Source organism: Massilia sp. Root133 (assembly GCF_001426525.1).
Lineage (GTDB): Bacteria > Pseudomonadota > Gammaproteobacteria > Burkholderiales > Burkholderiaceae_D > Telluria > Telluria orientalis.
The window spans coordinates 20,890-40,523 of sequence record NZ_LMEW01000004.1; the positions used below are offsets into that span (position 1 = coordinate 20,890).

A 19,634-nucleotide genomic window follows, 5' to 3' on the forward strand; every position below is an offset into this window, starting at 1 on the left:
GCAGGCGGGAATCCATGCTGAGCGACCGGTGTCGCCCTGGCGAAATGCACCGCGATGGTTCCGGCGTACCGAATTCTGTATTTCAGCATGGGTTCCCGCTTCCGCGGGAACGACGGATCACGGCGCCGTAAACACGCGGTTCAGCTCAGCCGCCGGCAGCGCATCGTCCGCATACCCGAAGGTGCCCTGCTCCAGGACTTCTTTCGCGTCGCGCACGAGCGCGCCGTACGCGGCGCGCGCAAGCGACGCGCCCAGGCTCACGCGTGTGACGCCCAGCGCCGCCAGTTCCGCCACGGTCAGGCCCAGGCCCGGCGCACCGGCCATGAAGTTCACGGGCCGGTCGACCGCGCGCACGACGGCCGCGATGTCTTCCCGTTTCGCGATACCCGGCGCGAACAGCACGTCGGCACCCGCTTCCTGGTAAGCCTGCAGGCGGCGGATGGTGTCGGCCAGGTCCGGCCGGCCGACGCGGAAGTTTTCCGCGCGTGCCGTCAGCATGAATTTGAAGGGGAGTCCACGCGCCGCCTCCACGGCCGCGCGGATGCGGTCGGTGGCGAGGCCGATGTCGAACAACGGCGCGTCCGGATCGTCGGTCGCGTCCTCGATGGAACCGCCGACGATGCCCGTCGCCGCCGCCTCGACGATCGTGCGGGCCGCGTCTTCCGGCGCGTCGCCGAAGCCGGATTGCAGGTCGGCGGACAGCGGCAGGTCGGTCGCCGCGGCCAGTTCGGCCAGGTGCGGCAGCATCTCCGCGATGGTGATCGTCGGATCCGTCTTCGCCTTCGAGAACGCGAAGCCGGCGCTGGTGCCCGCCAGCGCCTGGTAGCCCAGGTGCTGCAGCAGCTTCGCCGATCCCGCATCCCACGGGTTCGGGATGACGAAGCAGTTGCCGCGGCGGTGCAGGTCGACGAATGCCTGCGCTTTTTCCAGCTGGGTCTTCATGCGTTTCTCCTGTCGGTGGTGGAAACCCTACGTTACCAGAGCCGCACGGCAGAAGATGCGCACATAGTCACACGCCCGGTTCCTCGCCCACGCGCACGACGTGCAGCAGGTTCGTGCGGCCCGGACGCCCGGACGGGAAGCCCGCCACCACGACGACGTCGTCGCCCGCATCGGCCAGGCCATGGAAACGCGCGGCCGCGACGCCGTCCGCCACCATGCGGTCGAAGCCTTCCGCTTCCTCGAACGGGACCGGATGCACGCCCCACACGAGCGCGAGGCGGCGCGCGATGGCCATCTTCGGCGTCAAGGCGAGAATCGGCGCGGTGGGACGCTCCCGGCTCGCGCGCAGGCACGTCGCGCCGCTCGCGGTGTACGTGACGGTGGCAGCGGGCGCCAGCAAATTCGTCACGCGGCGCAGCGCGCAGCAGATGGCGTCCGCGGTCGTCTTGTCGGCCGGCTTGTGGCTCGCATCCAGGCCTTCGCGCCAGCGCGGGTCCTGCTCCACTTCGCGGATCACGTTGTCCATCACGGCCACCGATTGCACCGGGTACTGGCCGGACGCCGATTCGGCCGACAGCATCACGGCGTCCGCGCCTTCGTAGATGGCGGTGGCGACGTCCGACACTTCGGCGCGCGTGGGCACCGGCGCCGTCGTCATCGATTCCAGCATCTGCGTGGCGACGACGACGGGGCGGCCGGCCGCGCGCGCCGCGTGCACGATCCGGCGCTGCAGCACGGGCACCTGTTGCGGCGGGAGTTCCACGCCCAGGTCGCCACGCGCCACCATGATGCCGTCGGCCAGCGCCACGATGCCGTCCAGCGCATCGATCGCGGCCGGCTTTTCCAGCTTGGCCATGATCCACGCCCGGTCGCCGATCAGGCTCCTCGCCTCGACGATGTCCTCAGGGCGCTGCACGAACGACAGCGCGACCCAGTCCACGCCCAGCTCCAGGCCGAACGCCAGGTCGGCGCGGTCCTTCGTCGTCAGCGGGGAAATCGGCAGCACGACGCCGGGCACGTTGACGCCCTTGCGGTCGGACAGCGCGCCGCCCACCATCACGGTCGTCTGGGCGAAGTCGGCGCCGCAGGCGTCCACGCGCAGGCGCAGCTTGCCGTCGTCCAGCAGCAGGTCGGTGCCGGGGCGCAGCGCGGCGAAGATCTCAGGATGCGGCATGCCGGCGCGGGTCGCATCGCCTTCCGCCGTGTCGAGGTCGAGGCGGAAGCGGCTGCCGGTTTCGAGGACGGCTCTGCCGCCCGCCATGCGGCCCACGCGCAGCTTCGGTCCCTGCAAGTCCATCAGCACGCCGATGGGCCGGCCGATGTCGCGCTCGACGCTGCGGATGGTGTGATAGCGCGCGGCGTGGTCGTCGTGGCTGCCGTGGCTGAAGTTCAAACGGAAGACGTCGGCGCCGGCGAGTGCGAGCGCGTAGATCTGGTCGGGGGTGGAACTGGAGGGGCCGAGAGTGGCGAGGATGCGGGCGCGGCGTTGGCGTAGCATGGGTTAATCCTTAAAAAAAAACGGGTACGCCGCCGCCGCGGCGCACCCGTTAAAGGGAAGACTTTCTCTTCTCTCGGGGTCAGAGCCCGGTGTTCACGGGTGGGCTCTGACCCCGACTGACTAAACGACGTAGATTGCGCGGAAATCGTTCACGTTGGTCAAGGTGGGCCCCGTGATGAGGGAATCGCCCAGCGCACGGAAGAACGTGTGCGCATCGTTGCTCTCGAGGCTCGCGCGCGGCGGCAGGCCGCGTTCCCAGCCGCGCGCCAGCGTGTCCGGCGTGACGAACGCGCCGGCGATTTCCTCGGCGCCGTCGACGCCGTCCGTGTCCCCGGCCAGCGCGTGGATACCCGGCGCACCGTCCAGCGCGACGGCGAGCGCCAGCAGGAATTCGACGTTGCGGCCGCCGCGGCCGTTGCCGCGGATGGTGACGGTCGTCTCGCCGCCGGACAGCAGCACGCACGGTCCCGCGACCGGCTGGCCGTGGCGGCGCACCTGCAGGGCGATGCCGGCCATGACCTTGGCCACGTCGCGCGCCTCGCCCTCGATGCTGTCGCCGAGGATCAGCGGCGTCACGCCGGCCTTGCGGGCGACGTCGGCCGCGGCCTCCAGCGCCATCTGCGGCGACGCGACGATGTGCGTGTCGACGTGGTCCAGGCGGCGGTTGCCCGGCTTGACGGTTTCACCCATGCCGGATTCCAGCAGGCGGCGCGCGCCCGCCGGCAGGTCGATGCCGTAGCGGCGCACGACTTCCAGCGCATCCGCGCAGGTCGTCGGGTCGCCCACGGTGGGACCGGAGGCGATGTCCATCGGGTTGTCGCCCGGGACGTCGGAAATCAGGAGGTTGACCACGCGCGCCGGGTGGCAGGCCGCGGCCAGCCGGCCGCCCTTGATGGCGGACAGGTGGCGGCGTACGCAGTTCATTTCGGTGATGCTGGCGCCGGAAGCGAGCAGCGCGCGGTTGATCGCCTGCTTGTCTTCCAGCGTGACGCCCTCGCCCGGCAGCGGCAGCAGCGCGGAACCGCCGCCGGAGATCAGGCAGATCACGAGGTCGTCCGCCGACAGGCCGCGCACCGTGCGCAGCACGCGCTGGGCGGCTTCGCGGCCGGCGGCGTCGGGGACCGGATGGGCGGCTTCGACGATCTCGATGCGTTCGCACGGCACGGCATAGCCGTAGCGCGTGACGACGAGGCCCGACAGCGGACCGGGCCAGCTGCGCTCCAGCGCCTGCGCCATCGCGGCGGACGCCTTGCCGGCGCCGATCACCACCGTGCGGCCCTTCGGCGGCGCCGGCAGGTTGCGCGGGATGCACAGCGCAGGCTGGGCCGCGTCGACGGCGGCGGTGAACATGCTGGCGAGCAGTTCGCGTGGGGTCATGGTGGTCATCGTAGTCTCCTGTCCGGTCGCCGTCATTACTGCTGCTTCTGGCCGATCTCGAAGTTCGACATGATCTCCAGCGCGCGCACCATCGCGGAGTGGTCCCAGCTGCCGCCTTCGTGCGCCGCGCAGGTGTTGAACAGTTCCTGCGCGGTGGCGGTGTTCGGCAGCGCCACGCCCAGCTGGCGGCCGGTGGTCAGCGCCAGGTTCAGGTCCTTGCGGTGCAGGTCGATGCGGAAGCCCGGCGCGAACGTGCGCTTGACCATCCGTTCCCCATGCACCTCGAGGATGCGCGAGTTCGCGAAACCGCCCATCAGCGCCTCGCGGACGCGGGCCGGATCGGCGCCGGCCTTGGCGGCCAGCAGCAGCGCCTCGCCGACCGCTTCGATCGTCAGCGCGACGATGATCTGGTTCGCGACCTTGGTGATCTGGCCGTCGCCGTTGCCGCCGACGAGCGTGATGTTCTTGCCCATCTTGTCGAACAGCGGCTTCACTTTCGCGAACGCCGCCTCGCTGCCGCCGACCATGATGGTCAGGCTCGCGGCCTTGGCGCCCACTTCGCCGCCCGACACCGGCGCATCCAGGTATTCGCAGCCCAGCGCGTTGATGCGCTTGGCGAAATCCTTCGTGGCGACCGGGGAGATCGAGCTCATGTCGACGACGATCTTGCCGGCCGACAGGGCCGATGCCACGCCGTCCTTGCCGAACAGGACCTCGTCCACCTGCGGGGTATCCGGGACCATGATGAAGATGATGTCCGCCTGCGCGGCCACTTCGGCGCCGTTCAGGCACACGCGGGCACCCGCTTCGACGAGGGCCGACGGGGTCGGGCCGACGGTGTTGGTGAACAGCGTGTGGCCGTCGTTGATGAGGTGTCCCGCCATCGGGGCACCCATGATGCCCAGGCCGATGAATCCGATGTTTGCCATGATGTGTCTCCTTGTAGTTTGATTAAGCGTTCAGCCGGGCGATCCAGTCCAGGCCCGCGCGGGTGTCGGCGGCCGGCTTGTACTCGCAGCCGATCCAGCCGTCGTAGCCGATGCGGTCGAGGTGCTTGAACAGGAACGGGTAATTGATCTCGCCCGTGCCCGGCTCGTTGCGGCCCGGGTTGTCCGCGACCTGGATGTGGGCGATGCTGCCCAGGTGCTTCTCGACCGTCTTCGCCAGCTCGCCTTCCATGCGCTGGGCGTGGTAGACGTCGTACTGGACGAACAGGTTGTCCGCGCCCACCGCGTCGATCAGGTCGAGCGCCTGCCGCGTCGTGTTCAGGTAGAAGCCCGGAATGTCGTACGTGTTGATCGGTTCGATCAGCAGCTTGACGCCGGCCTGCTTCAGCTGCGTCGCGGCGTAGCGCAGGTTGTCGACGACGGTGCGGCGCAGCGTGCCTTCGTCGACGCCGGCCGGCGCGATGCCCACCAGGCAGTTCACCTGGCGGCAGTTCAGCGCTTTCGCGTAATCGATGGCGCGGGCGACGCCTTCGCGGAACTCGGCCTCGCGGCCCGGCAGCACGGCGATGCCGCGTTCACCTTTGTCCCAGTCGCCGGCCGGCAGGTTGTGCAGGACCTGCGTCAGGCCGAATTCCTGCAGGCGTTCCGCCAGCGCTTCCTTTTCGAACCCGTACGGGAACAGGTATTCGACGCCCTTGAACCCCGCGTCGCGCGCCGCTTCGAAGCGGTCGAGGAACGGCAGTTCGTTGAACAGCATCGTCAGGTTGGCAGCAAATCTTGGCATGTCGTTCTCCTGAGTCTTCTTACTTTTAAACGCGAATCGCGGTCGGGGCATCGCCCGGATGGTCGGCCAGCGGTTCGAATTCGTTGATGGCGTCGATCTCCAGGCCCATCGCGATGTTGGTCACGCGCTCCAGGATGATCTCGACGATCACCGGCACGCGGTGCTCGGACATCAGCTTGCGGGCTTCGGCGAAGGCCGGCTGGATGTCGTCGACCTGGCGCACGCGGATCGCCTTGCAGCCCAGGCCTTCAGCCACCGCCACGTGGTCGACACCGTAGGCGCCGAGGTCCGGCGCGTTGATGTTCTCGAACGCCAGCTGGACGCAGTAATCCATGTCGAAGCCGCGCTGTGCCTGGCGGATCAGGCCGAGGTAGGCGTTGTTGACGACGACGTGCAGGTACGGCAGCTTGAACTGCGCGCCGACGGCCAGCTCCTCGATCATGAACTGGAAGTCGTAGTCGCCGGAGATCGCGACGACGTCCGTCTTGGCGCCGGAGGCGACGACACCCAGCGCCGCCGGCACGGTCCAGCCCAGCGGGCCCGCCTGGCCGCAGTTGATCCAGTTGCGCTCCTTGTACACGTGCAGGAACTGCGCGGCGGCGATCTGCGACAGGCCGATCGTGCTGACGTAGGTCGTGTCCTTGCCGAAGGCGCGGTTCATCTCTTCGTACACGCGCTGCGGCTTGATCGGGTTGTTCTCGAAGTGCGTCTTGCGCAGCATCGTGCGCTTGCGTTCCTGGCACTGCGCCGCCCAGGCGCTGCGGTCCGGCAGGCCGCCGATGGACGCCATGCCGCGGGCCACGTCGATCAAGAGGTCCAGCGCGGCGGCCGCGTCGGAGACGATGCCCAGGTCCGGCCCGAACACGCGGCCGATCTGGGTCGGTTCGATGTCGATGTGGACGAACTTGCGGCCCTTCTTGTAGACATCGACGGAACCCGTGTGGCGGTTCGCCCAGCGGTTGCCGATGCCGATCACGAAGTCGGATTCCAGCATCGTCGCGTTGCCGTAGCGGTGCGACGTCTGCAGGCCGACCATGCCCGCCATCAGCGGGTGGTCGTCGGGAATCGCGCCCCAGCCCATCAAGGTCGGGATCACGGGCACGCCGACGATCTCGGCGAATTCCTGCAGGCGCGCGGCGGCGTCGGCATTGATCACGCCACCGCCGCAGACGATCAGCGGACGCTCGGCCGCGTTCAGCATCGCCAGCGCCTTCTCGGCCTGGGCGCGGGTCGCGGCGGGTTTATAGACCGGCAGCGGCTCGTAGGTGTCGATGTCGAATTCGATCTCGGCCACCTGCACGTCGAACGGCAGGTCGATCAGCACGGGGCCCGGGCGGCCCGAGCGCATCAGGTGGAAGGCCTGCTGGACGACGCGCGGCAGCAGGTCCGGCTCGCGCACGGTGACGGCCCACTTGGTGACCGGCTTGGCGATCGACTCGATGTCGACGGCCTGGAAGTCTTCCTTGTACAGGCGGGCACGCGGGGCCTGGCCCGTAATGCATAGGATAGGTATCGAATCGGCCCAGGCGGAGTACAGGCCCGTGATCATGTCGGTGCCGGCCGGACCCGACGTGCCGATGCAGACGCCGATGTTGCCGGCCTTGGCGCGGGTATAACCCTCGGCCATGTGCGAGGCGCCTTCCACGTGACGGGCGAGCACGTGCTCGAAGCCGCCGTTCTTCTTCATTGCCGAGTAAAACGGGTTGATCGCGGCGCCGGGCACGCCGAACACCGTACTCACACCTTCCTTGCGCAGCACTTCCGCCGCTGCGTCGATTGCTCTCATTCGGGCCATATTCTCCTCCGTTGCTATGGTTAGTCTTGGACTGATGACCCAGCATAGCCATAAGCCACGGTAAGTTGAATTGCTGCTATTATCGGCTCTGTCGATACTTTAAGTATTGAATGGGATAAAAGGCATGGACCGCTACACGGAAATACGCAGCTTCGTACTCATCACCGAAAAGGGCAGTTTCGCCGGCGCCGCGCTGGCGGAAGGCGTGACGCCCGTCGTCATGGGCCGCCGCCTGGACGCCCTGGAACAACGCCTCGGCGTGCGCCTGATGCACCGCTCGACGCGCGGCCTCACGTTGACGGCGCTGGGCGAACAGTTCATCGAACCGTGCCGCCAGCTGCTGCGCGATTTCGACATCACGGAGAACAGCATCAGCGCGGGCCGCAGCACGGTGCGCGGCCACCTGGTCGTGTCGGCGCCGGCGGCGTTCGGGCGCAAGCACGTGGCCCCGCACGCGCCGGCATTCCGGGCCATCCACACGGAACTCAAGATGTCGTTCAACTTCACCGACAGCGTCGTCGACCTCGTGCGCGAAGGCTACGACATGTCGATCCGCATCGGCGAAGTGACGGACCCGAACTACGTGGCGATTCCGCTCTTCCCCAACCGGCGCGTCGTGTGCGGCACGCCCGACTACTTCGAGCGCAACGGCGTGCCGCGCGCGCCCGAAGATCTCGCGCGCCACAACTGCCTCGCCTTCAACCTGCAGGGCGGCCAGCAGCGCGGCTGGACGTTCCAGCGCGACGGCAAGCTGTTCGCCGTGCGCGTGGACGGCGACCTCGCGTGCAACGACGGCGAGCTGCTGTTCGACTGGGTGAAACAGGGACTGGGCATCGGCTGGCGCTCCACGTGGGAGATCCAGGCCGAGCTGAAACGCGGAGAGCTCGTGACGGTGCTGGACGACTACGCGGTCGGGAATTACCCGATCCAGGCCGTGTTCCCGCAGCAGCGCTACCTGCCGGCGAAGATCCGCCACTTCATCGACCACCTGAAGGCGGTGTACAACACGCCGGGGTATTGGGAGTCCTGACGCCGGCGGTCAGGCCGCCGCCCGGACCGGCGGCGCGGCCGGCCCGATGACGGTCGCCAGCGCGAGCACGTCGTCGGCGGCCGTCCGCTTCAGGTCCGCATCCGCCGCGGCGATCACGTGCGGCGCCAGCGCGGCGGCGTCCACGATCCCCACCGCCCGGTTACGCCCGCCCTGCTTGGCCGCGTACAGGCACAAGTCGGCGAGATGGACCAGTTGCTCCCAGTCCGGATCGACGTCGCCCGGGCTCAGGGACTTGGGGCAGAAGCCGATGGAAATCGTCACGTCCAGCGCGCGGTCGTCCAGCGCGATCGGCGTGCCGCCCACGGCCGCCAGCACGCGCGCGCACACCTGGCGCGCCTCGTCCGTGCCGATGCCCGGCAGGTAGGCGAGGAACTCCTCGCCGCCCCAGCGCACCAGCACATCCTGTTCGCGCAGCGTGGCAGCCAGGCGCGCGGCCACGTTCTTCAGCACGACGTCGCCCGCGCCATGGCCCAGCGTGTCGTTGATCGACTTGAAGCGGTCGATGTCCATCAGCAGGAACACGCCGCCCGTGCGCCCTTCCGCGCCGGCGCGCCGTTCGGACGCGGCGCCCGCCTTGCGGTGGTGATGGGGCACGACGTGTTCGTAGAAGTAGTGCCGGTTGAAGAGCCCCGTCAGCGAATCGCGCGTGCTTTGCAGGAACAGCTGGTCGTTCTTCTGTTGCAGCGACTTGTTCGCCTTCGCCACGCGCCGGTACAGGAAGCCGATCAGGACGACGGCGATGCAGGTCGTCGCGCACAGCGCCACCCACAGGCTCCGCTGGCGCCGGGCGTTCTGCAGGTCCGCGGCCTTCAACACGCTCTCGTGGTGGAGCGCGGTGAGTTCGCTCTGCTTCTTCTGGTTGTCCCAGGCCCGCTGCAACGCTTCATAGGACGATTGCTTTTCCTTGCGCCACGCGGCCAGCGATACGGAACCGGCTTTTTCGTAGATCGTCAACGCCGCCTCGCCAAAACCGACCTGGCCCAGCGCATGGCCGTAGTTGAGCAGCATGCGGACGTACTGGTCGTCGTTCTTCAGCGCCTCGAGCGCCTGGTCCGCCATGGCCCTTCCTTCGGCGATATTGCGGAAGTAGATTTGGGAGAGTCCGAGTTCGAACGAGGCGAGCTGGATGCCGTAGTCGTCGCCGACGGCGCGCGAGATGCGCAGCGCCGCCACGGCCGCCCGTTCCGCTTCGCCGAAGCGCCGGCTCTGCATGTAGAGCTCCGCCAGATTCGCCAGCGGCACCGCCAGTCTCTCCCGCGCATGGAGTTTTTCCAGGATGTCGACCGCGGCTTTCAGCGCGGCCTCGGCACGCTTCAGGTTGCCCGCGCGCGCGGCCGTCCCGTATTCGGACAGGCGCGCATGCGCGAGTTGGCCGGCGATGCCGCGCGCCCGCGCGGCGGCGATCATCTCGTCGGTGCGGGCAAGCGCCTCCGTGGTCTTCCCCACAATGGCCAGCAGGCGCGCCTGTTCACGCAACGCCATTTGCAGGGCGTCCGGATCGGCCCCGGCCCGCGCGACGTCCACCGCGCGGGTGACGAATTCGATGCCGCCAGCCGTGTCCCCGTCCTCTTCCACCAGCAATCCCTGCGTGACGAGTGCCTGGGTTTTCAAATAGGGGTCGGCGGAGTCGGCCGCGAGCCGGGCTGCGCCCTGGATCAGCCGGCGCGCGGCTTCCTGGTCGTGCACGAACATCGACAAGGCATACGCGTGGCTCAGCATCGCCCTCGCCAGCAAATCGTCGTCGTGAAGCTCGCGGCCGAGCCGTTCGGCCCCAAGGGCCGCATCGACGGCCCGGTTCTTGTCCTTCATCCACCAGTAAGCGCGGCTGGTCACGACGAGAACCTGGCCCAGTTCGCGGCCGGTGTGCGCCTGCCGCAGCGCATCCAGCCGCTGCAATGCCGCGCGCGGCATGACGTACGCTTCTTCCCGGATAACGGTCAAATCGCGGGTAAAGTCTTCATGCACGTCGCCGGACCGGGCCACGGCCGCCTGGCAGACGAGCAGCAGGCCCAATAATATCCGGCGCACAACCATGCTTCCTCCAAACGTAGTCCCGGATAGTAACATCAGGAAACGTCAGATTCCACAAATCAAGTTGTAACGTATCTATTGACCCACGGAAACGTATTAGCCGGGCATCTTTTCGCCGGCCCGCAAGGTCAGCACGCGCACGCCGCTGCGGGTCACGGCCACGGTATGCTCGAACTGCGCGGACAGCGCGCCGTCGCACGTACGCACCGTCCAGCCGTCATCCTCGGTGTGCACGGCGGAGCGGCCCGCGTTGAGCATCGGCTCGATCGTGAACACCATCCCTTCGCGCAGCACGAGGCCCGTCTGCGGGCGGCCCCAGTGCAGCACCTGCGGCGGCTCGTGCATCTCGCGCCCGATGCCGTGGCCGCAGTACTCGCGCACGACCGCATAGCCGTGGCGGCGCGCATGCCGTTCGATGGCATGGCCCACGTCGCCCAGCCGCGCGCCGGGACGCACGGCGCGGATGCCCTTCCACATCGCCTCGTACGTCACTTGCACGAGCTTTTGCGCCGGCGCCGCCACGGCGCCGACCAGGTAGGTCTTGCTGGAGTCGGCGATGTAGCCGTTCTTTTCCAGCGTGATGTCGAAGTTCACGATGTCGCCGCTCTGCAGGACGTCCGCCGGCGACGGCACGCCGTGGCACACGACGTCGTTGCGTGACGCGTTCAGCGCGAACGCATAGCCGTACTGGCCCTTGCTGGCCGGGCGCGCGCCGAGCGTGTTCACGATGAAGTCGTCGACCAGGTCGTTCACCTGCATGGTCGACATGCCAACCAGATCGAGCCGGTCGAGCTGCGCGAAGACGTCCGCCAGCAGCTTGCCGGCCGCCGCCATCAGCGCGACTTCCTCCGGCCGCTTCGTCATGACGCCACCTTGAGCGCCTGCGGCACGACGCCCGCCGCCCTCAACTCGCGCGCCATGATCTCGTTGAAGCTCTGCGTCGGATTCAGCTCGCACAGCATGCCGATGCGGACCCAGAATGCGGCCTGCGCGTTGATCGAGCGGCACGACACCGTGCTCGCCTTGCGGATCTGGTCATGCAGCTCGTCTTCGATATTCACGATGCCCATATGCCTACCTTTCATATACGTTCCATATACGGAGTATATATTCTAGCCATGCAGCGCCGCAAGCACTGTCGGAAAAACTTACACACAACAACATTGATTGCCATAAGTCATTGATTATTATCAAGTGGCATCAATATTGCTTTATGTCCGTCAATATCTATAAACCTCAAGGACCGACATGAAATCCACAACTCTGAAACTCATCGGTGCAATGCTGTTCGTGGCGTTCGGCGCAAGCCAGGCGCAGGCAAGCGTCATCACCTTCGACGACCAGGCGGGTACGTCGACACTGCCGGTGTCCGCCGGCGGGCTGACGTTCACCTCCTCGGGCGGCTACGCCTACGTCTGGACGGCCGGCGGCGGCAAGGCCGACAACGGCACCAACAACCTGATCTACGGCCTCGACGCCACGGTGACCATCACCAGGACCGGCGGCGGCACCTTCACTCTCAACGGATTCGACGCGGGGCTGAGCTGGTACACGTCGGTGAACGCGTTCGACCTCACGCTCAACGGCACGGACACGATCTCGCTCGGCAATGCTTACCAGGGCTACCAGTTCGCGAATCTGAAGAACGTCACGTCCGTCACCTTCTCCGGCGCGCCTTCGGATGGCTATATCGCCATCGACAACGTCGACTTCGACGTCGCCCAGGTGCCCGAGCCGGCCAGCCTGACGCTGCTCGGACTGGGCCTCGCCGGCCTGGCCGCGGCTCGCCGCAAATCGGCGCGCTGATTGCCTGCGCCGCGCGTGGCGGCAACAGGATTCAGGTTCGCCACGCGATGTTTTCCAGCTCGTCCGAAATGACCTGCTGCCCGTGCTCCACCATGAATTCGTGGAACGACGCGGCCACCGTCGGAATCGCGCGCGCCGCCTTGTGCATCACGTGCCATTCGCCCTGCACGACGACGCCGGGCACCGGCAGCACGGCCAGCAGCCGGTTGCGCACTTCCAGCGTGCACGCGTGGACGGACAGGAAGGCGACGCCGAGGCCCGCCGCCGTCATCTGCTTGATCGCCTCGTTGCTCGACAACTCGGACCCGATCGCGAGCGCCACGCCCTCTTCCTCGTAGCGCCGCTCGATCGCCGCGCGCGTGCCGGAGCCGCGTTCGCGCACGAGCAGGTTGTGGGCCGCGATGTCGGCCAGCGTCACGTTCTCCTTCTCCAGCAGCGGATGGCCGGGCGCGACGAAGAACGCCATCGGGTGGCGCGCGAAACGGCTCGCGCTGGTCGGGAATTCGCGCGGCGGCGTGCCCATGATGGCGAGGTCGATCTCGTCGCGCGACAGCATGCCGATCACCTCCGGGCGCGAGCCCACCTGCAGCTTGATGCGCACGTGCGGGCGGCCCGTCGTGAAGCGCACCAGCATCGGCGGCAGCAGGTGCTCCGCCGTCATCACCGCGCCGATGCGCAGCGTACCGGACGTGACGCCCTTCAGCGCCGCGATCTCGTCGCCCGCCTCTTCCCAGAGGCCCAGGATGCGCTCCGCGTACCCCACCAGCAGCTCGCCCGCGGCCGTCATCTGGATGTTGCGGCCCTGGCGGCGCGTGAGCGGCACGCCGGCGGCTTCCTCCAACAGTTTCAGGTGCAGCGACACCGCCGGCTGCGTCACGTGCATCGCCTCGGCCGCGCGCGACACGCTCTGGTGACGCGCCACGAGCATCAGCGCCTGCAGTTGTTTGAAGCTGGCTGGATACATAAGCTATACCTTATCGAATTCTAAAAAAGATTTATTTTTATTTTATCCCGCCCAGCCGTATAGTAAAAACAATTCAAGCGACAACGACCTGCAAAAGGAGATCATCATGACGGCACAAGCGTTCATCTTCGACTTATCCGCATTCCGTTCGACGGACATCCCCGCCGACGCCGAGCGCCTGCTCGACCAGGCGATCGAAGACGGCCTGCCGTGCGCCCTGATCTCCGAACTGCCGCACCAGGAGGCGGGAGAACAGCTGCGCCGCCGCTTCGGCGACACCGCGCACCACATCTTTTCCGTCGTGCTGACGGGCGCCGATTTCGAAGCGCGCGGCCACAAGGCCCCGTATTCCGTCGTCCTGGACCAGCTGGGCGTACAGCCCGACGCAGCGCTGGCCGTGACGACGTCGCCGCGCGCCATCGCCGCCGCCCGCACCGCGCGCATCGGCGTACGCACGCCCAAGGCGATCGTCATGCGCAAGGTAGCGATGCAGGCCACGACCCACTGAAGCAGTCTTCCCGGCATCCGCGGGCGCTGCTCCCGCCGGATGCGCGAACGCAGCGCGGCGCGGGGAGCCCCCGGTGCCGCATCGATTCGAAAAAAGAAGGGAGCACACCATGCAGTCCATCGTCATCGTCGGAGGCGGCGTCGCCGGCCTCGAACTCGCCACCCGCCTGGGACGCCGCCTCGGCGCCCGCCACCGGGAACGCGTGATCCTCATCGACAGCGCCCCCACCCACTTCTGGAAACCCCTGCTGCACGCGGTCGCCGCCGGCACCATCGACCCGGCCGACCACATGATCGACTATGCGCGCCAGGCCATCGACAACCACTTCACGTTCGTCTGCGGCGAAGTCGTCCACGTCGACCGCGCCTGCCGCACCCTGACCGTCCGCAGCCGTTTCGATGATGCGCCGGATGCGCATACCGTCATCGATTACGAACGCCTCGTGCTGGCCTACGGCTCCGTCACGAACTTCTTCGGCATCCCCGGCGCACAGGAACACTGCCTGGCGCTCGACAGCGTGAAAGGTGCGGAAGCGTTCCGCCAGCGCTTCCTCGGCCTGTGCGCCCAGGCGGGACGGCGCCGCAATGCCCGCACGGATGCCGGCGCGCCGCTGCTGGACATCGTCATCGTCGGCGCCGGCCCGACCGGCATCGAACTCGCGGCGGACCTGCGCCACACGGTCGACACGCTGGCCCACTACGGCCTCGCGGGTCTCGAGTCGCCGCACCAGGTGCACATCCGCATCGTCGAGCGCGGGCCGCAGGTGCTGCCGTCGCTGGACGCCGAAGCATCGAACCTGGCCGTGCGCAAGCTGCGCGCGATGGGCATCGAGATCTGCACCGACACCGCGATCGCCGAAGTGCGCGAGGACGAAGTGACGACGACCGACGGCCGCGTGTTCCCCGCCGCGATCACGGTGTGGGCGGCCGGCGTGAAGGGTCCGCGTTTCAGCGCGGGCCTGAACGTGGCGCTGAACCGCAACGACCAGGTGGTCGTGGACAGCCGGCTGCGCAGCGTGACCGATCCCGAGATCCACGCGATGGGCGATTGCTGCACCCTGCTCAATCCGGACAAGACGGCGATGGCCCCGCCCAGCGCCCAGGCCGCGCGCCAGCAGGCGATCTACCTGGCGACGCTGCTGGCGCACAAGGCGCCGGACGCCCTGCCGGGCTTCCAGTACCGCGACTACGGCACGCTCGTGTCGCTGGGCCAGGCGGGCGCGGTCGGCATCCTGCGCCGCGCGATCGGCAACCGCCACCTGCATGTGAAAGGGCCGTTCGCGCTGGCGATGTACGGTCTCACGTACCAGCGCCACGTGATGGGCCATCTGGGCCTCGTGCGGATGTGCGGCAACCTGCTGGCGCGCTGGTTCCGGTCGAAGATGCTGATGCCGGTGCGCTGGTACTGACACCCGCGGCGCGGCTACAGGCGCGCCAGCCGCGCGCCATCGACCCGCAGCGACGCGCCGTCGACGAAGCGGGCCTCGTCCGTGAGCAGGAACGCGATGGCGGCGGCAAGGTCCTCGGGCGCCCCGACGTCGGCCTTGTCGATGACTTCGACGCCGGCCTTCACGTTCGGGTTATCCCACAACATGGGCGTGTCGACGGCCCCCGGCAGCACGGCATTCACGCGGATGCCCTTGGCCTTGCCTTCCAGCGCGGCCGAACGCGTGAGCGACAGCAGCGCCGCCTTCGCCGCCGCATACGGCGCGACGAGGGGTTCCGTCTCGACGGCGTGGACGCTGGAGACGTTGACGATGGCGCCGCCCCGGCGCATGCGCAGGAAAGCCTGCTTGGTGAAGAAGAAGGCGCCCAGCAGGTCGACGTCGAGGATGCCGCGCCAGTCCTGCTCCGTCTGCTCCTCGATCGGTTTGAACAGCATCGTGCCCGCGTTGTTGACGACGTAGTCCCAGCCGCCGAACTGCCCGATCGTCGCGTCGACGGCGGCAATGACCTGGTCTTCGCACGACACGTCGCAGGCGATGGTGGCCATGCGCGCGGGGTCGAATTCCTTGCCGAGGTCGGCGCGCGTGGCGTCGAGGCGGTCCAGGTGCAGGCCCGCGAGCATCACGGCGGCCCCGTCCTGCAGCAGGCGCCGCACGGTGGCCCGGCCGATGCCGCCGGATGCGCCGGTGACGATGGCGGTGCGCTGGTCGAAACCCATGACGTTCCCTCCTGTGCATGTCCTTGACACTGCCCGACGATACCACGGGCGGCCGGTTGGGCGGCGCATCGGTCATAATTGCGGTCGCCCAACCATCGCCCAGGACATCCATGTTCGAGATCAGCCAGCTCCGCTGCTTCGTCGCCGTCGCCGAGGAATTGCATTTCAGCCGCGCCGCGGAGCGCCTGAACATGACGCAGCCCCCGCTGAGCCGCCAGATCCGCCTGCTGGAACACCACGTCGGCGCCCAGCTCCTGGAGCGCAACAGCCGCACGGTCCGGCTGACGGCCGCCGGCAAGGCGTTTTTCCCCGAAGCGGCACGCATCCTCCGGATCGCCGAGGAAGCGATGTTTGCCGCCCGCCGCGCCGCGAAGGGCGAACAGGGCAGCATCGCCATCGGCTTCACGTCGGCGTCCGGCTACAGCCTGCTGCCGGAAGTCGTGCGCCGCCTGCGCGAGCGCTCGCCGGGCGTGACGCTGACGTTGAAGGAACTCGTCAGCACGGCCCAGGTCGAAGCGCTGAACGCGGGCGACCTGGACCTGGGCCTGATGCGCCCCCACCCCGTCAGCGCGGACCTGGACAGTCAGCTGATCGCCACGGAAGCCCTGATGCTGGCCATCCACGAGCGCGACGCCGACCAGTGGCCCCAGGAACCCACGCTGGCCGACCTGCACGGCCGGCCGTTCGTCATGTATTCGCCGTACGAGGCGCGGCCCTTCTACCAGATGCTGAGCGAGCGCTTCGCCCGTGCCGGCGTCGTGCCGGACGTCGTCGAGCACATCGGCCAAGTGCACACGATGCTGGCGCTGGTCCGCGCGGGGATCGGCGCCGCCCTCATCGCGGAAGGGGCCGCCCGCCTGAAATTCGACGGCATCGTGATGCGCCGGATGGTGACCGAGCCCGTCGAGACGGTATGCACCTATCGACGCAATCACGACAACCCGGTGCTGCAACTCTTCCTGGAGCAGGTTCTGCCGACGTTTCGGACGCCATAGATTCAATTGTTGAATACTTGCCTTCCTAATTTAGTTTGCTGCTGAATCGATCGAAAGATATCATGGGGCACGATTTATCCCCCAACCGATACAGCCAACATGACCACCATCGTTACCAGCGCCCCTGTCGTCACCGAACTGCGCGTCGTCCCCGTCGCCGGCCAGGACAGCATGCTGCTGAACCTCTCCGGCGCCCACGGCCCCTGGTTCACCCGCAACATCGTCATCCTCAAGGACAGTGCGGGCAACACGGGCCTCGGCGAGGTGCCGGGCGGCGAAAAGATCCGCCAGACCATCGAAGACGCGCGCCCCCTCGTCGTCGGCAAGACGCTGGGGGAGTACAACAACGTCCTGAACGCGATGCGCAGCGCGTTCGCCGACCGCGACGCGGGCGGCCGCGGCCAGCAGACGTTCGACCTGCGCACGACGATCCACGCCGTCACGGCGGTGGAATCCGCGCTGCTCGACCTGCTGGGCCAGTTCATGGGTGTGCCGGTCGCGGCACTGCTGGGCGAAGGCATGCAGCGCAACGCCGTCGAGATGCTGGGCTACCTGTTCTACGTCGGCGACCGCGGGAAGACGGACCTCGCCTACCGCGCCGAGCCGGACGCCGGCAACGACTGGTTCCGCCTGCGCAACGAAGAAGCGCTGACGCCGGACGCCGTCGTGCGCCTGTGCGAGGCCGCGCGCGAGCGCTACGGCTTCAACGATTTCAAGCTGAAGGGCGGCGTACTGCCGGCCGACGAAGAGATGGATGCCGTCATCGCGATGCACGAGCGCTTCCCGGACGCGCGCATTACGCTCGATCCGAACGGCGCCTGGTCGCTGGCCGAGGCGATCCGCGTGTGCCGCGACAAGCACGGCGTCCTCGCGTACGCGGAAGACCCGTGCGGCGCCGAGAACGGCTTCTCGGGCCGCGAAGTGATGGCCGAATTCCGCCGCGCCACCGGCCTGCCGACCGCGACCAACATGATCGCAACGGACTGGCGCCAGATGGCCCACTCGATCCAGCTGCAATCCGTCGACATCCCGCTCGCCGACCCGCACTTCTGGACGATGCAGGGCGCCGTGCGCGTGGCGCAGCTGTGCCAGATGTTCGGCCTGACGTGGGGTTCGCACTCGAACAACCACTTCGACATCTCGCTCGCCATGTTCACGCACGTGGGCGCGGCGGCGCCGGGCAAGGTCACGGCGATCGACACGCACTGGATCTGGCAGGACGGCCAGCGCCTGACGAAGGAACCGCTGAAGATCGAGGGCGGCCTCGTGCACGTCCCGGCGAAACCGGGCCTGGGCATCGAACTGGACGAAACGGAACTGGAAAAAGCGCACCAGGCGTATAAAAACATGGGCCTGGGCGCGCGCGACGACGCCGTCGCGATGCAGTTCCTGATCCCGGGCTGGAAGTTCGACAACAAACGCCCCTGCCTGGTACGTTGACACCGGACGCCGGCAGGCCCTACACGACCCAGGGCTTGCCGTTGACCACGACGTTCTCCACCACCGGCTTGCCCGCGTTTTTTACCTGCAGCCGCTCGTCGGTTAGTTGCACATCGATATTCCGCAGCACGATCCCGCCGATGTCGGTCTGGCCCGGGTTCGGTGCGACGATGCCGAAGGCGCCGAACCGGCCGCGCAGGCCGTCCAGCACGAGGCCGCGCACGAACGAATGCGGCGGCGCCTCGCCCTGCAGGTCGAAGTACTGGCTCCACGGGCGGATCGCCACGATCTCGCCCTTGCCGGAGTCCAGCACGAGGTCGCGGAACGCGATGTCTTCGTAGCGCTGCGGCGTGTCCGGCCGCAGTTTCAGGTGCGCGATGGCGCCCACGTCCTGCACGCGGCAACGTTCGACGACGACGTCGCGCACGACGGTCGCCTCGCTCCCGCACGTGAACAGCGCGTGGCCGCGGCGGAACGTGCAGTTGCGCACGCGGATGCGTTCCGTCGGTGGACTGTCCTTGTCATCGAGCGCATGCGGTCCCTTCGTGCCCTTCGCGGCGATGCAGTCGTCCGTCACGGAAAAGCGGCAGCCGTCGACGAGCACGTCCTGGCAGCTGTCGATGTCGATGCCGTCCGTGCTGGGCGCCTGCTTGTAATCGTCCGGCACCTCGAAGCTGGCATGCTTCACGACCACGTCACGGCAGCGGTACAGGTGCAGGTTCCAGAACTGCGAATCCTTGAACGTGATACCGGCGATCGTCACGCCGCGCGAGCCTTCGATGACGGCCAGCCGGGCGCGCGGCACGTCCAGGTTGCGGAAGTTACCCTTCTCCTTCGACGCATTGCGCAGTTTCCAGAACTGGTCCCAGATCGGGCGGCCGGCGCCGTCGAGCGTGCCTTCACCCGTGATCGTCAGGCCGTCGCAGCCGGACGCGTTGACCAGGCCCGGATTGAAGCGTTCTTCGAAGTGACCCTCGATGCGCGTGCGCTGGACCGGGAAATGCCGCATGTCCGTCGAGCAGCGCAGCACGGCGCCCTTGTCGAGGCGCAGGTGGACGCGCGGCTTGAGGAACAGCGCGCCGCTGACGAACACGCCCGCCGGCACGACGACGGTGCCCCCTCCCTGCCCGGCCAGGCGGTCGATGGCGGCCTGGATGGCGCGCGTATTGACCGTGGCGCCGTCGGCGACGGCGCCGGTGTCGAGGATGGACACGCGCTTGCCGTCCGGCGCCGCGTGGCTCCAGAGCGGAACGGACAATAACGAGAGGATGAAACGGCGACGGGCGGAAGGAAGCAATGGCATGATGGTCCGGATCGTGGTCAGATCCGGTTC

18 protein-coding genes are annotated in these 19,634 nt (G+C 67.8%); 6 read left to right on the plus strand and 12 right to left on the minus strand.

What is annotated here, in order from left to right; all coding sequences use genetic code 11:
* Positions 1–117 precede the first annotated feature (117 nt).
* The 6 genes from ASD28_RS04860 to gcl all read right to left on the minus strand — a co-directional run bounded on the left by ASD28_RS04860 (position 118) and on the right by gcl (position 7,343).
* Complete coding sequence (locus tag ASD28_RS04860) at positions 118–942, minus strand: oxaloacetate decarboxylase (protein WP_056124833.1); 825 nt, start codon at positions 940–942, stop codon at positions 118–120.
* Positions 943–1,009: 67 nt separating this feature from the next.
* Positions 1,010–2,440: a pyruvate kinase gene (pyk, locus tag ASD28_RS04865; protein ID WP_056124835.1), complete on the minus strand. Its 1,431-nt coding sequence runs from the start codon at positions 2,438–2,440 to the stop codon at positions 1,010–1,012.
* Between the two features lie 120 nt (positions 2,441–2,560).
* A complete protein-coding gene (locus tag ASD28_RS04870; protein ID WP_056124838.1) occupies positions 2,561–3,826 on the minus strand; it encodes a glycerate kinase in 1,266 nt (421 codons plus the stop codon).
* Positions 3,827–3,852: 26 nt separating this feature from the next.
* On the minus strand, positions 3,853–4,746 hold the full coding sequence (locus ASD28_RS04875) for a 2-hydroxy-3-oxopropionate reductase (protein WP_056124841.1): 894 nt from the start codon (positions 4,744–4,746) through the stop codon (positions 3,853–3,855).
* A 22-nt stretch (positions 4,747–4,768) separates the two neighbouring features.
* Positions 4,769–5,548, minus strand: coding sequence for a hydroxypyruvate isomerase (gene hyi / locus ASD28_RS04880; protein WP_056124844.1), 780 nt, complete (start codon positions 5,546–5,548; stop codon positions 4,769–4,771).
* Between the two features lie 25 nt (positions 5,549–5,573).
* Positions 5,574–7,343 carry a glyoxylate carboligase gene (gcl, locus tag ASD28_RS04885; RefSeq protein ID WP_056124847.1) on the minus strand — a complete coding sequence of 590 codons (1,770 nt, stop codon included), beginning with the start codon at positions 7,341–7,343 and terminating at the stop codon, positions 5,574–5,576.
* A gap of 124 nt (positions 7,344–7,467) precedes the next feature.
* On the opposite strand from gcl, the gene ASD28_RS04890 reads away from it, so the two are divergent.
* Complete coding sequence (locus tag ASD28_RS04890) at positions 7,468–8,373, plus strand: LysR family transcriptional regulator (RefSeq protein WP_056124850.1); 906 nt, start codon at positions 7,468–7,470, stop codon at positions 8,371–8,373.
* A 9-nt stretch (positions 8,374–8,382) separates the two neighbouring features.
* Here the strand turns inward: ASD28_RS04890 and ASD28_RS04895 are convergent, their stop codons facing one another.
* The 3 genes from ASD28_RS04895 to ASD28_RS04905 all read right to left on the minus strand — a co-directional run bounded on the left by ASD28_RS04895 (position 8,383) and on the right by ASD28_RS04905 (position 11,495).
* Positions 8,383–10,428, minus strand: coding sequence for a diguanylate cyclase (locus ASD28_RS04895; protein WP_156403895.1), 2,046 nt, complete (start codon positions 10,426–10,428; stop codon positions 8,383–8,385).
* Between the two features lie 93 nt (positions 10,429–10,521).
* Entirely contained in the window at positions 10,522–11,289 is a 768-nt protein-coding gene (map, locus tag ASD28_RS04900) for a type I methionyl aminopeptidase (protein WP_056124854.1), read from the minus strand.
* Positions 11,286–11,495 (minus strand): ParD-like family protein, encoded by a 210-nt coding sequence (locus ASD28_RS04905; protein WP_056124858.1) that lies wholly within the window; start codon positions 11,493–11,495, stop codon positions 11,286–11,288. The genes map and ASD28_RS04905 overlap by 4 nt, the downstream gene beginning before the upstream one ends.
* Before the next feature lie 178 nt (positions 11,496–11,673).
* On the opposite strand from ASD28_RS04905, the gene ASD28_RS04910 reads away from it, so the two are divergent.
* Positions 11,674–12,231, plus strand: a complete 558-nt coding sequence (locus ASD28_RS04910; RefSeq protein WP_082577474.1) for a PEP-CTERM sorting domain-containing protein — start codon at positions 11,674–11,676, stop codon at positions 12,229–12,231.
* Positions 12,232–12,262: 31 nt separating this feature from the next.
* Here ASD28_RS04910 and ASD28_RS04915 read toward each other — a convergent pair whose 3' ends face one another.
* The gene (locus ASD28_RS04915; protein WP_056124866.1) at positions 12,263–13,195 is read right to left on the minus strand and encodes a LysR family transcriptional regulator; all 933 of its coding nucleotides are present in this window, start codon (positions 13,193–13,195) and stop codon (positions 12,263–12,265) included.
* A gap of 106 nt (positions 13,196–13,301) precedes the next feature.
* On the opposite strand from ASD28_RS04915, the gene ASD28_RS04920 reads away from it, so the two are divergent.
* Complete coding sequence (locus ASD28_RS04920) at positions 13,302–13,703, plus strand: hypothetical protein (RefSeq protein WP_056124871.1); 402 nt, start codon at positions 13,302–13,304, stop codon at positions 13,701–13,703.
* A gap of 109 nt (positions 13,704–13,812) precedes the next feature.
* Positions 13,813–15,111 (plus strand): NAD(P)/FAD-dependent oxidoreductase, encoded by a 1,299-nt coding sequence (locus ASD28_RS04925; RefSeq protein ID WP_056124873.1) that lies wholly within the window; start codon positions 13,813–13,815, stop codon positions 15,109–15,111.
* Positions 15,112–15,125: 14 nt separating this feature from the next.
* Here ASD28_RS04925 and ASD28_RS04930 read toward each other — a convergent pair whose 3' ends face one another.
* Positions 15,126–15,866 (minus strand): SDR family NAD(P)-dependent oxidoreductase, encoded by a 741-nt coding sequence (locus ASD28_RS04930; RefSeq protein WP_056124876.1) that lies wholly within the window; start codon positions 15,864–15,866, stop codon positions 15,126–15,128.
* A gap of 110 nt (positions 15,867–15,976) precedes the next feature.
* On the opposite strand from ASD28_RS04930, the gene ASD28_RS04935 reads away from it, so the two are divergent.
* Complete coding sequence (locus ASD28_RS04935) at positions 15,977–16,861, plus strand: LysR family transcriptional regulator (protein ID WP_056124879.1); 885 nt, start codon at positions 15,977–15,979, stop codon at positions 16,859–16,861.
* A gap of 99 nt (positions 16,862–16,960) precedes the next feature.
* Complete coding sequence (gene gudD / locus ASD28_RS04940; protein ID WP_056124882.1) at positions 16,961–18,301, plus strand: glucarate dehydratase; 1,341 nt, start codon at positions 16,961–16,963, stop codon at positions 18,299–18,301.
* 19 nt (positions 18,302–18,320) lie between these two features.
* Here gudD and ASD28_RS04945 read toward each other — a convergent pair whose 3' ends face one another.
* On the minus strand, positions 18,321–19,604 hold the full coding sequence (locus ASD28_RS04945; protein WP_082577473.1) for a glycosyl hydrolase family 28 protein: 1,284 nt from the start codon (positions 19,602–19,604) through the stop codon (positions 18,321–18,323).
* Between the last annotated feature and the right edge of the window lie 30 nt (positions 19,605–19,634).